Genomic DNA, 14,678 nt, shown 5'->3' on the forward strand with positions numbered 1-14,678 from the left:
CTTCGCCGCGGGCAATACCGGCGTGCCGGGCTTCACTACACTCAACTCGGGCCAGGCCGGGCCGCATGTGGTGGTCGTTTCATTAATTCACGGTAACGAATTCGCGGGTGCCATCGCGCTGGCCGAGCTGCTGCGCGCGGGCTTCACCCCGTTGCGCGGGCGGCTCACGCTCGGCTTCGCCAACCTCGCCGCCTTTGCCCGCTTCGACCCGGAAAACCCCGTGGCCTCACGCTATATCGAGGAAGATCTCAACCGCGTGTGGGATGACTACCAGCTTTTCGGCGTACGCCGCTCGGCGGAGCTAAACCGTGCCCGCGAGATGAAGCCGGTGATCGACAGCGCCGATCTGCTGCTCGACCTGCACACCATGCTCTGGCCCTCGGAGCCGTTGCTGCTCTGCGGCGCTGGCGAACGCGGGCGCGATCTGGCGCTGGCCGTTGGCACGCCGGGGCTGGTGGTGGCCGATGCCGGGCACAAGGGCGGCAAGCGGTTGATCGATTACGGTCGCTTTACTGAGGGCGCCGAGCAAAAGGCCGCCTGCGTGCTGGTGGAGGCCGGGCAGCACTGGGAGGCCCAGGCCGTGGCCCAGAGCCGCGCCACCATCTTCTCGCTGCTGCGCCACGCCGGCATGGTGGAGGGCGTGGCAGCCCCCCGGCCCCCGCGCCTCGCGCAAGTTGTGCGCACCATCACGGCACGGACAAACCGTTTCGCATTCATTCGAGATTTCCGCGGTGGCGAGATCATCCAGGCCGCAGGCACCGTCATCGCCCATGACGGCGACGAAGCCATCATCACGCCAGAAGACAACATGATGCTGGTGATACCGACGCTGAAGGTCTCGCACGGGCACACAGCCGTGCGCCTGGCCAAGCTTTCAGCCCCGTAACGGGAGTTTCTAAAATTCCAGGCAGATCTTGCCGAAATGCCGGCCGGACTGCTCGTGCCAGAAGGCGTTGGCGATATCCTCCAAGGCGAACAGGCTGTCGATCACCGGGCGGATTCCGGTCGCCTCCAAGCCGCGCACCATCTCCAACTGCTGGCGCCGGTTGCCGACGATGATGCCCTGCAGCCGCGCCTGCTTCGCCATCAGCGCCGCCGTCGGCACTTCGCCGCCGCGCCCGGTGAGCACGCCGATGAGCGAGATATGCCCGCCAATGCGCACCGCCGCGATGGATTGCGGCAACGTGCCCGGCCCGCCGACCTCCACCACATGGTCCACCCCGCGCCCGCCAGTATAGTCGCGCACCGCGTGACCCCAGTCTGGCGTGGTCCTGTAGTTGATGCCATGCGCCGCACCCATGCCGCGCAGCCGATCCAATTTTTCATCCGAGGACGAGGTGGCGATCACCACCGCCCCCATGGCGCGGGCGATCTGCAAGGCAAAGATAGAGACACCGCCCGTGCCCAGCACCAGCACAATGTCGCCCGCCTTCAGTTGACCCTCCACCACCAGAGCGCGCCAGGCGGTCAGCCCGGCCGTGGTCAGCGTCGCCGCCTCGGCATGGCTCCAGCCCCGCGGCGCGCGGGTGAAGAACTGCGCGGGCACGGTCACATATTCGCGCGCATAGCCGTCAACGCCGTCCCCTGGCACGGTGGCGAAATCGCCGACCAGCGGCGCGCCATCCAGCCAGTGCGGGAAGAAGCAGGAGACGACATGATCACCCGGCTTGAACTCGCCCACACCCGCGCCCACGGCTTCCACCACGCCCGCGCCATCGGCCATGGGGATGCGCCCGTTGGCGGTGGGGATCGCGCCGATGACTACGGCGAAGTCATGATAATTCAACGAACTGCCATGCAGCCGAACCAGGATTTCCCCCGGACCTGGCGGCGCCGGCGCGTCCAGCTTGGTCAGGGTCAGATTGTCCAGCCCGGCGGGTTGCTTGATCCTGATCGCCTTCATGTCACTCCCCTCGGTGTTGCAGGGTCAGCGCAGCAGCGCTTCCGCCAATGCTTCCCAACTGGTGGCGTCAGGGGCCAGCAACAACCCCCCGCTGAGGTTCGAAGGCCGGTATTCCGTGCCGTCGAAATGCCGGGAATACCCGCCCGCCTCGCGGTGCAGCAGCCAGCCCGCGGCATGGTCCCAGGGCATCAGCTTGCGGAACATCTGCACATGGCAATGCCCGGCGGCGAGCATGCGGTACTGGTGGGCGGCGCAGCGGTAATCCGTCACCGCCGCCAGACGGTCCAGCCGGTGCAACACATGCGAGCGCAGCGGCTCCTCCATGTACCGCCAGGACATGGAGCCGAACATCTCCCCCACCGGCGCGGGCGGGGCCACGCGCAGGCGGCGGCGCGTGCCATCCGCCGCCACCAGCCACGCCCCCTGTCCGGCCAGCGCCACGGCGCAGTCATCGCTCATGGGGTCGAAGATAAACCCGGCCCGCACCTGGTCTTCCTCCACCAGCGCCGCCATCACGCCGAACAGCGGCAGCTCGGCGGCGAAATTCGCAGTGCCGTCGATCGGGTCCAGAATCCACACGCGCCCGGGCTCAGCCAAGCGCTCCAGTCGCGCCGTGCCCTCGGACACAGCCTCCTCGCCGATCACATCATCGCCGGGAAACAGCGCCCGCAGGCCAGCGTTCAGCGCGCGCTCGGCGGCTTCATCCGCCACCGTCACCGGGTCCAGCGGGCCGGATTTGTCCCGCACATCCGCCGCCGCCAAATGCTTGAACCGGGGGAGAATCTCGCTGCGCGCCACATCACGCAGCAGCGCGATGACGGATTGCGCCTCGGAGGGGGTCACAGCGCCTCGAACCGCGCTTTATCGACGGCGGAGAGGCGCAGCGTCAGGTGCACGAATCTCTCGTCATCCTCGCGGTGCAGCACCTCGCCATGGCGGTAGGCCCAGGCGATCTTCGCGCCATCCGCCACCGGAATTTGCACGTCCACCACCTCCAGCCGGGAGGCGAGGCGCTCATCGATCTCGGCCAGCAGGCGCGGCAACCCCTCGCCGGTCAGGGCCGAGACGGCAACGCCATCACCCTGCACAACGTTCTCGACACCGCCCAGCGCATCCGCCTTGTTCAGCACTTCCAGCGTGCGGGCGGGCCAGTCCTCGTCCAGCGCGCCATCCTTGGCCAAACGGCCCAGCACATTGCGCACATCCTTGGCCTGGGCCTCGGTGTCGGGGTGCGAGACATCGCGCACATGCAGCAGCAGATCGGCCTCCGCCACCTCTTCCAGCGTGGCGCGGAAGGCGGCGACCAGTTCGGTCGGCAGCTCCGAGATGAAGCCCACGGTGTCGGAGAGGATGATGTTGCGCCCGGAAGGCAGCAGCAGCCCGCGCATGGTCGGGTCCAGCGTGGCGAAGAGCTGGTTTTCAGCCATCACCGTGGCGCCGGTGAGCGCGTTGAACAGCGTGGATTTGCCCGCATTGGTGTAGCCGACGAGTGCCACGATGGGGTACGGCACCTTCTTGCGCGCGCCGCGATGCAGGCCGCGCGTGCGCCGCACCTCCTCCAGCTCGGCCTTCAGCCGCACGATCCGGTCGCCGATCAGGCGGCGGTCCGCCTCGATCTGCGTCTCGCCCGGGCCGCCGAGGAAGCCGAAGCCGCCGCGCTGGCGCTCAAGGTGGGTCCAGGACCGCACCAGCCGCGAGCGCTGGTATTCCAGATGCGCCAGCTCGACCTGCAACGCACCCTCTCGGGTACGCGCACGGGCGCCGAAAATATCCAGGATCAGCCCGGTGCGGTCGATGACCTTGCACTTCCAGGCGGTTTCCAGGTTGCGCTGCTGCACGGGCGTGAGTGAGGCATCCACCACCACCACGTCCACCCCGGCTTCACTCAAGGCGGCGCCGGCGATCTCCACCTGCCCCTTGCCCAGCAGCGTGGCGGGGGTGAGGCTGCGCAGCTGGAATATCTGCTCATGCACGATCACCAGGCCGATGGAGGCGGCCAAGCCAACAGCCTCAGCCAGACGCGCCTCGGCCGAGCGCGTCTGGTTGCCCGTGCGCGCGGCCTCCTTGTCCCATGGCAGCAGAATGGCCGCCCGGCTGGGCGGCGGCGCGGTCTCTATCAGCCTTCGGATTCCGGATCGTATTGCGGTTCAGAGCTGCGGTGCAGCTTCAGCGTGCTGCCGCTCTCCGCCGGAGCCTGAGCGGCGCCCTCGGCGCGGCTGGCGTCGAACAGCATGATCGGCGCACCCGGCATCACGGTGCTGATGGCGTGCTTGTACACCAGCTGCGTGTGCCCATCGCGGCGCAGGAGAACGGAGAAATTGTCAAACCAGGTGATAACGCCCTGAAGCTTCACGCCGTTGACGAGGAAGACCGTGACCGGCGTCTTGCTCTTACGGACGTGGTTGAGGAACACATCTTGTACATTTTGCGATTTTTCGTTGGCCACGGCGAATTCCTTGTTCTTGTCGCCGTTATACGGCGATATCTGGGTTAATCTAGTCAAAAAAAGCCTGAAGTTTCCGGCGGCTGCGTGGCGCGCACCGCCGGCCCCTGAATTATATAGAAATTGTGCGCCGCGGCAACCGCCCTACACGTCCGCGCCGGGGCGCATTGCCCCAGGCGCATAGCCGGCTACCTGTTTCTTGGTGGGGCAGCACCGGGGTGCCACCTGCCAGCCTTAGAGTGCGATCGTATCAGGCTGGACCAGACATGGTTCAGCCTGATACGTGAATCGCCCTCTAACTTATTGATGAGAGACTGATTCACGTTTGAGGTTCAATCGCAAAGCGATTCAACCTCAAACGATCAGGCTCTAGAAGGTGAGGCCCACGTTAAACGAACCGAACTCGTGGATCGAGTTGGCTTGGTGGTAGAAGCGGTTGGTCTGGAACACCTGCGTGTAGCTGAAGCGGACGCCCCGCCAGATGACCGTGGCGCCAAGCTCGAACGTGCCGACAACGCGGTATGGATCGACACTGCGGCTGGTCTGGAAGTCCGACCCCTGCAGAATCTCGTCATGCCCCACAAATTGCGAGGCGGCGCTGCCGAACACATACCACACGACCGGCTGGGTCTGCTTGAACGCGTCCGAGCCGGAGGGCGAGGTCGCCATCAGCGAGGGGCCGAAATCACTGTCCAGCCCGCGGCCGAAGCGGAAGCCCACGGCCGGCTGCACGTAAATCTGGGTCAGGCCGGCCATGGCGGAAATCTGCGGCAGCACATCCGCTTCCAGCCCATTGTTGAGATGCACGACCGGCACGCGCCAGATGCGGGCGGCGGAAAAATCGATGGCCGGTTCGCTCGGCAGCTGATAGGCCCAGCCATGCGTGCCCTTCTGCCCGATGATCGAATGGAAATCGTTCTGCACGATCTCGCCGCCCGCATCGCGCCCGATGACGCCGGCATTCACCCCCAAGACGGTGCGGGTGTTCGCCGTGTCCTGGATCAGGTTGAACGTGGCCGCGAGATAGCCCGCGTAAGGCTCGTCATTGGGATCGGGGTTGATCAGCTGCGTGTTGTCCGGCGTGTAGAGCTGCTGGACGATGCCGACGCTGACGCGCTGCGTCCCCTCGCCCAGCAGGGCATGGCCGAAATCGGCCACGAATCCGGGCACCTCGCCCTCGGGCGAGGTCCAACCCAGATGGAAGCCGTTGACGTAATACCTGTCGGTCTGTGACTGGGTGCTGATCGAGGCGTTCTCGTCCTGGATGGTCCAGATGCCTGCCAGGGGCGACGATGGGGGCTCTGCCCTCGCGGCGCTGCCGAAGACCAGTAGGGCAAACGGGCTGAACACGGCAAGGCGCAGGCAAGCGGAAGTCTTCATGGATCTCACAACCGGCGGGAAGATGACGATGTAACCGGTTGTAACCCATGCCAAGAATAATGGAACTACCGCTCCCTGCTGGTACACACCGCCAAATCGAGCAGCCGCTCCAGAACTTCACTCTCCTGCGCGCCGGCGATGGCGTGCTCTCCATCGATCAGAAAACATGGCACGCCGTTAATTCCCAAGCGATGAGCATGTAAGTTTTCGGCATGCACCGCGTCGGTCCCCTCTCCGGAGGCGAGAAAATCGGCAACCTTACCGGCGTCCAAACCGAGCTGCGCGGCGAGCCCTGCAAGGACAGCATGGCTGCCAATATCAAGCCCATCGACGAAATGCGCCGCGAAAATCCGCTTCACCAGCCGGTCGGCGACACCATGCTTGGCCGCCTCGCGCACCAGCCGGTGCGCATCCACCGAATTGGGCGTCCGGCGGATGGCGGCGAAGTTGAACTCGATGCCTTCCGCCGCGCCGAGTTCGGTAATGGAGGCGTAGAGCCGCCGCGCCCGGTCCTCGGCGCCGAACTTGCGGATCATGTAATCGGCGCGGGACATGCCGCCGCGCGGCATGTCCGGGTTGAGCAGGAAGGGCCGCCAGCTGAGTTCGACATCGAGATCCTGCCGCCGGGCGAGCAGGAAGGTCAGCCGCTTCACTCCAAGGTAGCACCAGGGGCAGACGAAATCGAACACAACCTCGACAACCAGCCGCGCCGGGAGGGGAGCCAGGACATTCATGGTAGTGCAATCTACCGCAAGCGAGCCCGGGGCGCGAGGGGTTTTGCCTCGGGCAGACGAGCCATTCCGCATTGCCCGCTCTGCCATCGGCGCGTATCCTTGCTGCTGCGGCGGCCCAGCGCAATGATGCCGGCCTCAAGTATTGGAGATATCGACTTGAAACGCTTAGCTCTTGCCCTTCTCGCCGCCACGGCGCTGCCCGCTGGCGCCGCCATGGCCCGCAACGACTCTTCCCCGCCGCCGTCCGGTGAGGTGATCCATCTGTTCGGGCCGAATTCCGTGTTCAACAGCCCCGAGTTCAACAACATCATCCCGAACACGAAAAGCAGCGCGGCCGCACCGGCTGCGAGTGGCACTGCGGCGCCTACCAATGCTCCTGCCGACACCCAAGCCAGCACCCAAGCCAGCACCCAAGCCAGCGCTTCTGATGGCAGCCTGGGCAGCGTGCTGCATGAGATGTTCGTGACCGGCGACCCGAATGTGCCCGCCTCGGAACGCCTCTCCACAGGCCGGTCGGGCACGCATTAAAGCCGGGCCGGTTCAGGCTGAAGCATCCAGGCGCTTCACCCTGAAACCGCCATACTCTGGCGCATCCCGGCCCCGCCGCGTGGTTCAGTCCTGGGCGCGCAGTTGGTCCGCCCGCTGCTCCAGGCGCTTGGCCATGTCGTCCAGGCGCCAGGCCATGATGTCATAAAAGGTGACATAGCCACGCTTTTTCACGTCGATAGCGTCGAAGTTATCCGCCACGACCGTTAAGCCAGCCGCCTTGGCCTGCGCCATGGTGAGGTGGCCATCATGCGTGGTGTTGGCGGCGTAGAACTTGACCAGTATCTCATCCATGCCAAAGCCGCGATGCCCGCCCTTGCTCCAGCCACCGCCCATCATGCCGGGGCCACCCCAGCCGCCGCCCATCATGTCCGGACCGGGGCCGGCGTCATCCGCGCCCGGAGGCGGCGGGGGTTGATCGTTGGCACTGGCCTGCGCCAGGGCAAGGCCCGGCAGCAGCGCGATGCAGGAAGCAAGCAGAATGCGGCGCATGGAAGAAACTCCTTGAGTTAAAAGCGACCATGTATGTGATGCGCCGCGAATGTAACTCCAGTGTCTCTCCCTTGTGACAAATAAAAAACGGCGCCAGATGGCGCCGTTTTCCATATTCGGTCCGGAAATCTGTCCCGGATTAGCGGGAGTAGAATTCCACCACCAGGTGCGGTTCCATCTGCACCGGGTAGGGCACGTCCGCCAGCTTCGGCGCACGCATGAACTTGCCCTTCATGGCGCGGTGATCGACCTCGACATATTCCGGCACGTCGCGCTCGCCGCTCTGGGCGGCATCCAGCACCACGGCCAGTTGCTTGGACTTCTCGCGAACTTCGATCACGTCCTCGTCCTTCACCTGGAAGGAGGGGATGTTCACTTTCTTGCCGTTAACCATCACGTGGCCATGGCTGACCAGCTGGCGGGCGGCGAACGGGGTGATGGCGAACTTCAGGCGGTAGATGACCGCGTCCAGACGGCGCTCGAGCAGCTCGATCAGGTTCTCGGAGGTGTCACCCTTACGGCGCACGGCCTCCTCGTAATACTTGTAGAACATCTTCTCGGAGATGTTGCCGTAGTAGCCCTTCAGCTTCTGCTTGGCCATCAGCTGCACGCCGAAGTCCGACGGCTTCTTGCGGCGCTGGCCATGCTGGCCCGGGCCATACTCACGCTTGTTGACCGGCGACTTGGCGCGGCCCCACAGGTTAACGCCCAGACGGCGGTTGATCTTATACTTGCTTTCAGTGCGCTTGGTCACGGCGCTGGTCCTTCTTGTTAAAATTCCGCCAGTAGTCTCTTTCCTGCGAAATGCAGCAAAGAGCGGGCGCGGGCGACCACCGCCCGTCCACGTTCCCGGCAACGAAGCGCCGCCCTTAAACCCCGAGCCGCCATGCGTCAACCGGGGGTTTCCGCCAGCGGCAGGAAATCGCCGCCAGTGGCAGCAGAATCCGCCGCCGGGCTCGGCTGATGCGCAGTTCCGCCTGCGGCCCCATCCAGATTCCGGTGTCGCCAGCGGCGCGCGGCTGCCAGCCGGGGCCGAAACTCACGCCCAGCATATCACCCAGGCACAGGCTCAACTCGCGCCAATCCTCCGAGTCCGGGTCGGTCTCGGCCGGGGCGGAGGCACCGGCCAGCAGGGTAAGCTGCTCCACCGGCCGGGCGAAATGGAGCTGCGCCAGACGGGTGTGCCCGGCACGGGAGATCTCAGGGATCACCGTCTCCGTATCCGATATCGCGCGCAACTGCGGCAGATAGGCAGGCGAGAATCCGGCCTGAAGCACGATGCCATGCAGCCGCCGCCGCACCGCCGCCAGCCGCACCCCGCTGGTGACATTTGGGGCGAAGGGCCGCGCCGCCGGGCTGCGCCGCCCCAGCTCGTGGTACAACGCGCCGCGGTTGCCGGAGCAGAAATAGGACTCGCACTCCAGCCCCTCGGCCAGCAATATGTCGTGCCGGTCCAGCTCGACATGGAAATAAGTGGCCGCCGCCGCCCGCTCGCGGATGATCGTGGCGCCGTTGACCAGATGCGTGACCGGGATCAGCACGCCATCGGCATACACACAATGCAGTGGCGAGAGGCGCAGCACGCGGTGCGGCCTGCCGGGGCCGAAGGCGCCGGGCATGATCAGCACCGGCAAAGCGTTGCGCGCCGGGGCGGGGCCGAGATCCAGCGTACGCCAGCCGATCCAGCGCACCGGGCGGCGCTCGCCCGAGGCGGTGATCAGCGGATCGCCGGGACGCAGTTCCTCGACCGCGCGATAACCGTGCGGGGAGAGCAGCCGGGTGCCGCGGGCGAAGCAGGGCATCTCTCCGCGCAGCGTAATCAACGAGCCGCCTGCACCGTCCGAAACAATGGACACGCCAGGCTGGCCGGAGACCGCCTGCACGGTGAAGGATGTCACCTCGCTGCCCAGGCTGTCGAACACGCCGATTGTACCAGCGCTGTAGCTGACAAGGCTGGTGCCAATGCCCACCAGATCCACCACATCGCTGCCCGCCATGTTGGCGACGCCGGAGAACCCCGCCTGCGCATCATCCAGCACCAGTTCGGCATTGGTTCCGGCGAAGCTCACCGCCGCGCCGCTCACCGGGCCGCTGAGTTCCAGAGCCGCGCTGGCGCCCACCTCCAGCACCCCGGCATTAGCAATGCTGCCCGCCAGCAGCAGCCTGCCGCCCAGCGCCTCGATGGTGCCTGTATCGGAAATCCCCGGCGCGTCCACCACGCCATAGCCGATGAGCCCCCCGGCGAAGCTGGTGGCGGTGATGCCGCCCCCGGCCAGAGCCACGGAACCCACGCTCATGCTGGTGGCGATGGATACCTGCCCGGCGACGGACATCGCCCCGGCGTTCAGCGCCCCTGCCTCCAGCGTGGCGCCGATACCAATAGAGAGTTGCGCCCCGGCCTCCGCCCCCATCGCGCCGCTCACGGCGAACAACGCCGTTCCGCCCAGCGCCAGCGTGCCCGCGCCGTCATAGCTGGCGGCGCTGAGCGTGGCGTCATTCTCCAGCGTCACGCCACCGGCATTGCTCACGGCACCAAGCGACCCAGCCGCCGTGCCATAGGCGAGCAGGCTGCCCGCGCTGCCCAGCACCACGCCGCCGAGCGACGCCGCGCCGCCAATGTCGAACACCCCGCCCGCAAGCGCCAGACTGCCCGCGGCGGTGAGCGCGCCGGTAATAACGGCCTCGCTGGCCCCGCTGAGGGTGATATTGCCGCCAGTGGAAAATGCCGTGCCAAGCACCGCCAGCGTGCCCGTGTTGAGGGTCACACCCCCGGCCAGCGCGGCAGTGGCGGCCGCACCGAAGATCGCCTCCCCGCCGCCGTCCACCAGCAGCGCCGTGCCGGAATAGCCGCTCGCGCGCAACAGATTGTTGAACTCCACCGCCCCGGAGACGGCCACGCCGCCTACCGCCTCGGCCGCCGTGACCTCCGACAGCCCCGAGGCCGGACCGTAAGCCACCATCTCGGCCGCGCTGACCGCCCCGCCTGTGGAGCCGCTCACCGTGCCGCTGCCCGTGGCGGTAATCGCCACCTGCTCGCTCAAGCCCGCCAGCAGCCCGGTGCTGCCGGTAAAGCTCAGCACATCGTTCACCCCGGTGCCGGTATAGGTCAGCCCCGCCAGCTCGGCATTCACCGCCTGCGCATTGGCGGCGGTGAGGGTCAGCGTGGCCGCCGGGGCCAGCGTGCCGAGGCTTAAGCTGCCATGCGCCACCGAGACGGTCATCGCCAGGCTCTGCGCCGCCGTGCCCGCCAGTTCCAGGTCCAGCCCCAGCAGAGGCTGCGCCACGCCCGCGCCCGCCCCCAGCAGCGCCCCGCTACTCACGCTGGGCGCCGAGGGGCGCAGATAGATCACGCCATCGCCTTCCGCATCCACCCCGGAAACGGGCACATAGCCCGAGGGGATGGCGGCGGAGATGGTGTAGGACTGGGTATCGCCGCTGCCATCCACCCCGGAAACGGAAAACGAATTCCGGCTGACGTTATAGACGCTGAAGCCGCTCAGCCCGGGGAAGATCAGCTCATCGCCCGGGGCGAAGCCGGTGATGGTGCCCGAGAAGAGCTGCGGTCCGGTGATGACGAACGCGCCCCCTGCCCCGCCCAGCGTGCCCGCATAGCCGCCGCTCACCGGCACCGCCCCGCCATTGCCGAGGAAGCTCAGGGTCACAGAACTGCTGACGGTCAGCGGCGTGGTGTCGAATATGCCGTAGAGCGAGGAAGCCTCGCCCAGCACCATCACGCCCCCAGCGCCCACCTCCAGCCTGGTTCCGCCGGTAATCAGCCCGGCATCGACCTCCAGCGTCTCTCCGCCGAGCGCCAGGATCGTGCCCGGCCCGGTAATCTCGCCCGCGGCGGAGAAATTCCCCGCCGTCAGCGTGCCCGCGCCCTCCAGCACCGCGCCTGCGGCCAGCGAAAGTGCCTGCGTGTAATCCAGCCCGGCATTCGCATCCACAGTGAACCCATCGCTGAAATCCACCAGGGCGCCGGAGCCAAGCTGCACCGGCCCGGCGCTGGTGCCGCCCGCCGTCACCAGCGCGCCGGTCTCCACCAGCGTGGCGGCGCTGATCTCGCCGAAATCCAGGCTGGTGCCGCCAAGGGTGAGCGTGTTGTACGGCACCTCCATCGCCGCTCCGGGCGCCACGGTCACGCCCGACGCCACGGTGAGGTTGCCAAGCACCGCCATCGTGCCGGTCACGTTCAGCACGCCGGATGGCGCCGTATCGCTGACGATCAGCGTATCCGCCCCCGCCGTATAGGTGCCGTTCGCCCCCGGCGTGCCCACCGTGTTGAGGTAGATATTCCCGTAGGTCACCGCGCGCGGCAGCACGCCGGTCAGGTTCCACAGCGTGTAGTCCAGATGCTGCCCGCCGCTCACCGTCGGCCCGGCGAAATCCAGCCCCGCCAGCAGCGTGTTGAGCGTGCCGATCTCGTCGGCGGTGAAGGACAGCTCGATCGTCCCAGTACCGATGCCACTCGCCTCGATACCGCTCATCCCCGTCAGCCCGGGCAGGAGCAGCACGCCCTCTGCCACCGAGAGGGTGAGACTCAGCGTCTCCTCCTGCCCCAGCCCCATGGCGGCGAGCCCCTGGGCAATGGGGTCGGAGAGCAGCAGATTTGGCAGCGCGGTCAGCGAGTCCGGGCTCAGCGTAACAATCTTCGCCGGGTTGACGAAGGCCGGGCCAGTGCCGGGCACCACATCCACCACGATGTCGTCCTGCGCGGACAAAGCGGCCGGGTCGCTGGCGGTCAGGCGCAGCACATCCGTGCCGGCGCCGCTGGACTCTGTGAGCTGCAAACCCGCCAGGGCGGCGTTCACCTGCGCCGCGCTGCCGGTAAAGGTAATGGCATTGCCCGAGAGCGTGCCCGCGCTCAGCACCGCGCCTGAATTCCCGGCCTGGACCACCACGGTGAGTGTGCCGCCAGCGGGATCGCTCACCGCGATGCCGGGCGGCAAATCTTGCATCGATGACAGCGTGGCGTTACCGGCCAGCACGGTCAGCGTCGCGGGCACGGAGATGTTCAACCGGCTGGTCACGGCCGAAATCTATACAATCTTAACAATTAATCAACGCTAATAAATCAACCCCTGAGTGTATGTTGCCACGCGAAAATTCTCCCCGCGCCGGGCATGGTCCTGTGTCTGTTCCGGCCCCATACTGTGCCGCATGAAAACCGTGCATAAAAAGCCCCGCGCCAAAACCGCCAAAGCCGCCAATGCGGTAGCCGCCCCGGCGCTGCCGAGCCGCGACTCGGTGAAGCTGTTCCTGGAGGAATCGGGGCAAAAGGTGCATTTCCGTGACGTGGCGCGTGCCTTCTCGGTGAAAACCGAGGACCGCAAGGCCCTGCGCGGCATCATGAAATCGCTGGAACTTTCCGGCCATGTTGAGCGCGCCGGGCGCAAGCGCTTCACCGAGGCCGGGCGCCTGCCGGAGAGCGCGCTGGTGGAGGTCACCGGCATCGACCGTGACGGCGAGGCCCTGGCCCGCCCGGTGGTGTGGGATGGCCCAGGCCGCCCGCCGGTCATCTTCATGCACGCCGAGGCCAAGGGCCAAGCGGCGCTGGCGCCGGGCGCGCGGGTACTGGCGAAGCTCAAGCACATTGGCGGGGATAAATACGAGGGCCGCACCATCAAGCGCATCGCCGAGCAGGCGGGCAGCATCGTCGGCGTGTTCCATGCCATGCCGCAGGGCGGGCGAATCGAACCCACGGACCGGCGGCAGAAAACGGAATGGATCGTCCCCGAGGGCGAGACCATGCACGCGCAAGAGGGCGAGATCGTCCGCGCCGAGCCCCTGCCCGGCCGCGTCTTCGGCCCCAAACCGGCGCGGGTGACGGAAAAGCTCGGCAGCATCAACGATGCCCGCTCCGTCAGCCTCATCGCCATCGCGCAGCACGGCATCCCCATGGATTTCACCGACGCGGCAGTGAAGGAGGCCGAAAAGGCCAAGCCGGTGCCGCTGGCCAAGCGCACGGACCTGCGCGAACTGCCGCTCATCACCATCGACGGCCACGACGCCCGCGACTACGACGACGCCGTGTTCGCCGAGAAAATGGAGCATGGCTACCGGCTGATCGTCGCCATCGCCGATGTGGCGCATTACGTGAAGCCCGGCTCCGCGCTCGACCACTGCGCCAGGGAGCGCGGCAATTCCTGCTACTTCCCCGACCGCGTGGTGCCGATGCTGCCCGAGGCGCTCTCCAACGGGCTGTGCTCGCTCAAGCCGGACGAGGACCGCGGCTGCCTGTTCGTGGAAATGCATATCAACGTGCATGGCCACAAGCAGAGCCATAAATTCGGCCGCGGGCTGATGCGCTCCACCGCGCGCAAGACCTACGAGCAGATCCAGGCCGAGTTCGAGCAGAACCCGGAGAACCATACTGACCTCTTCGCCGCCTTTACCGCGCTGCTCCACGCCCGGCATGCGCGCGGCACGCTGGACCTCGACCTGCCCGAGCGCAAGGTGGTGCTGGGCGAGGACGGCCAGGTGCAGAGCGTAGCCCCCCGCCCGCGCCTCGACAGCCACAAGCTGATCGAGGAGTTCATGATCCTCGCCAATGTTTGCGCCGCCGAGGAGCTCGAACGCCTGAGCATGCCTTGCATGTACCGCGTGCATGCTCCGCCCGCGCCAGAGAAGCTCGATAACCTCCGCAACTTCCTGCACACGCTGAATATCTCGCTCAAATCCGGCGATACGCTGCACCCGCGCGACCTCGACCATATTTTGAAGCTGGTGGAAGGCACGCCCTCCGCCTCGCTGGTGAACGAGACCATGCTGCGCGCCCAGTCCCAGGCCCAGTATTCGCCGGACAATATCGGCCATTTTGGTTTGGCGCTGAGCCGCTACGCGCATTTCACCTCGCCCATCCGCCGCTATGCCGACCTGCTGGTCCACCGCGCCCTCATCACCGGGCTGAAGCTCGGCTCGGACGGTCTCTCGCCCGAGGATATCGCCGGTTTCGGCATTACGGCGGAGCAGATTTCCGGCACCGAGCGCCGCGCCGCCCTGGCCGAGCGGGACTCCAGCGACCGCTATCTTGCGCTGTATTTGCAACACCGCATTGGAGAGTTGTTCTCAGGCCGGGTTTCAGGGGTGACGAAGTTCGGTTTATTCGTCACTTTAACAGAGAGTGGGGCGAGCGGTTTCTTGAGTATGGCGTGTCTACCGGATGATTACTGGGTCTTCG

The 14,678-nt window shown here is 66.4% G+C and carries 12 protein-coding genes; 3 read left to right on the forward strand and 9 right to left on the reverse strand.

Annotated elements, in window-relative coordinates; translation table 11 throughout:
• The coding region (locus ACLPJJ_RS07555) for a peptidase M14 (protein WP_443590336.1) at positions 1-886 on the forward strand (886 nt) is incomplete at its 5' end.
• A 9-nt stretch (positions 887-895) separates the two neighbouring features.
• Here ACLPJJ_RS07555 and ACLPJJ_RS07560 read toward each other — a convergent pair.
• From ACLPJJ_RS07560 to ACLPJJ_RS07585, 6 genes are all read right to left on the reverse strand, one after another.
• The gene (locus ACLPJJ_RS07560; RefSeq protein WP_443590337.1) at positions 896-1,903 is read right to left on the reverse strand and encodes a zinc-dependent alcohol dehydrogenase family protein; all 1,008 of its coding nucleotides are present in this window, start codon (positions 1,901-1,903) and stop codon (positions 896-898) included.
• Between the two features lie 24 nt (positions 1,904-1,927).
• Positions 1,928-2,746: an inositol monophosphatase family protein gene (locus ACLPJJ_RS07565; protein ID WP_443590338.1), complete on the reverse strand. Its 819-nt coding sequence runs from the start codon at positions 2,744-2,746 to the stop codon at positions 1,928-1,930.
• Positions 2,743-4,020 carry a GTPase HflX gene (hflX, locus tag ACLPJJ_RS07570; RefSeq protein ID WP_443590346.1) on the reverse strand — a complete coding sequence of 426 codons (1,278 nt, stop codon included), beginning with the start codon at positions 4,018-4,020 and terminating at the stop codon, positions 2,743-2,745. Before hflX ends, ACLPJJ_RS07565 begins: the two co-directional genes overlap by 4 nt.
• Positions 4,020-4,349, reverse strand: a complete 330-nt coding sequence (gene hfq / locus ACLPJJ_RS07575; protein WP_443590347.1) for an RNA chaperone Hfq — start codon at positions 4,347-4,349, stop codon at positions 4,020-4,022. Before hfq ends, hflX begins: the two co-directional genes overlap by 1 nt.
• A gap of 366 nt (positions 4,350-4,715) precedes the next feature.
• Complete coding sequence (locus ACLPJJ_RS07580) at positions 4,716-5,726, reverse strand: lipid A deacylase LpxR family protein (protein ID WP_443590339.1); 1,011 nt, start codon at positions 5,724-5,726, stop codon at positions 4,716-4,718.
• A 65-nt stretch (positions 5,727-5,791) separates the two neighbouring features.
• Positions 5,792-6,460, reverse strand: a complete 669-nt coding sequence (locus ACLPJJ_RS07585) for a DsbA family oxidoreductase (RefSeq protein ID WP_443590340.1) — start codon at positions 6,458-6,460, stop codon at positions 5,792-5,794.
• Between the two features lie 156 nt (positions 6,461-6,616).
• Here ACLPJJ_RS07585 and ACLPJJ_RS07590 point away from each other — a divergent pair, with 156 nt between their 5' ends.
• Positions 6,617-6,988 carry a hypothetical protein gene (locus tag ACLPJJ_RS07590; protein WP_443590341.1) on the forward strand — a complete coding sequence of 124 codons (372 nt, stop codon included), beginning with the start codon at positions 6,617-6,619 and terminating at the stop codon, positions 6,986-6,988.
• 84 nt (positions 6,989-7,072) lie between these two features.
• Here ACLPJJ_RS07590 and ACLPJJ_RS07595 read toward each other — a convergent pair whose 3' ends face one another.
• The 3 genes from ACLPJJ_RS07595 to ACLPJJ_RS07605 form a co-directional block, all read right to left on the reverse strand.
• Complete coding sequence (locus ACLPJJ_RS07595) at positions 7,073-7,498, reverse strand: hypothetical protein (RefSeq protein ID WP_443590342.1); 426 nt, start codon at positions 7,496-7,498, stop codon at positions 7,073-7,075.
• 139 nt (positions 7,499-7,637) lie between these two features.
• Entirely contained in the window at positions 7,638-8,252 is a 615-nt protein-coding gene (rpsD, locus tag ACLPJJ_RS07600; RefSeq protein ID WP_443590343.1) for a 30S ribosomal protein S4, read from the reverse strand.
• Between the two features lie 115 nt (positions 8,253-8,367).
• Complete coding sequence (locus tag ACLPJJ_RS07605) at positions 8,368-12,528, reverse strand: Hint domain-containing protein (protein WP_443590344.1); 4,161 nt, start codon at positions 12,526-12,528, stop codon at positions 8,368-8,370.
• A gap of 139 nt (positions 12,529-12,667) precedes the next feature.
• Between ACLPJJ_RS07605 and rnr the strand changes: the two genes are divergently transcribed.
• Positions 12,668-14,678 (forward strand): ribonuclease R (gene rnr, locus ACLPJJ_RS07610; RefSeq protein WP_443590345.1); only part of this gene is annotated, 2,011 nt, incomplete at its 3' end.

This window comes from Acidocella sp. (genome assembly GCF_052326845.1).
Taxonomy (GTDB): domain Bacteria; phylum Pseudomonadota; class Alphaproteobacteria; order Acetobacterales; family Acetobacteraceae; genus Acidocella.

What these genes read in the sequence shown, in the direction of transcription:
- ACLPJJ_RS07585 (WP_443590340.1), bottom strand. Translation starts at nt 6,460, where the DNA reads ATGAATGTCCTGGCTCCCCTCCCGGCGCGGCTGGTTGTCGAGGTTGTG.
- ACLPJJ_RS07595 (WP_443590342.1), bottom strand. Translation starts at nt 7,498, where the DNA reads ATGCGCCGCATTCTGCTTGCTTCCTGCATCGCGCTGCTGCCGGGCCTT.
- ACLPJJ_RS07560 (WP_443590337.1), bottom strand. Translation starts at nt 1,903, where the DNA reads ATGAAGGCGATCAGGATCAAGCAACCCGCCGGGCTGGACAATCTGACC.
- ACLPJJ_RS07580 (WP_443590339.1), bottom strand. Translation starts at nt 5,726, where the DNA reads ATGAAGACTTCCGCTTGCCTGCGCCTTGCCGTGTTCAGCCCGTTTGCC.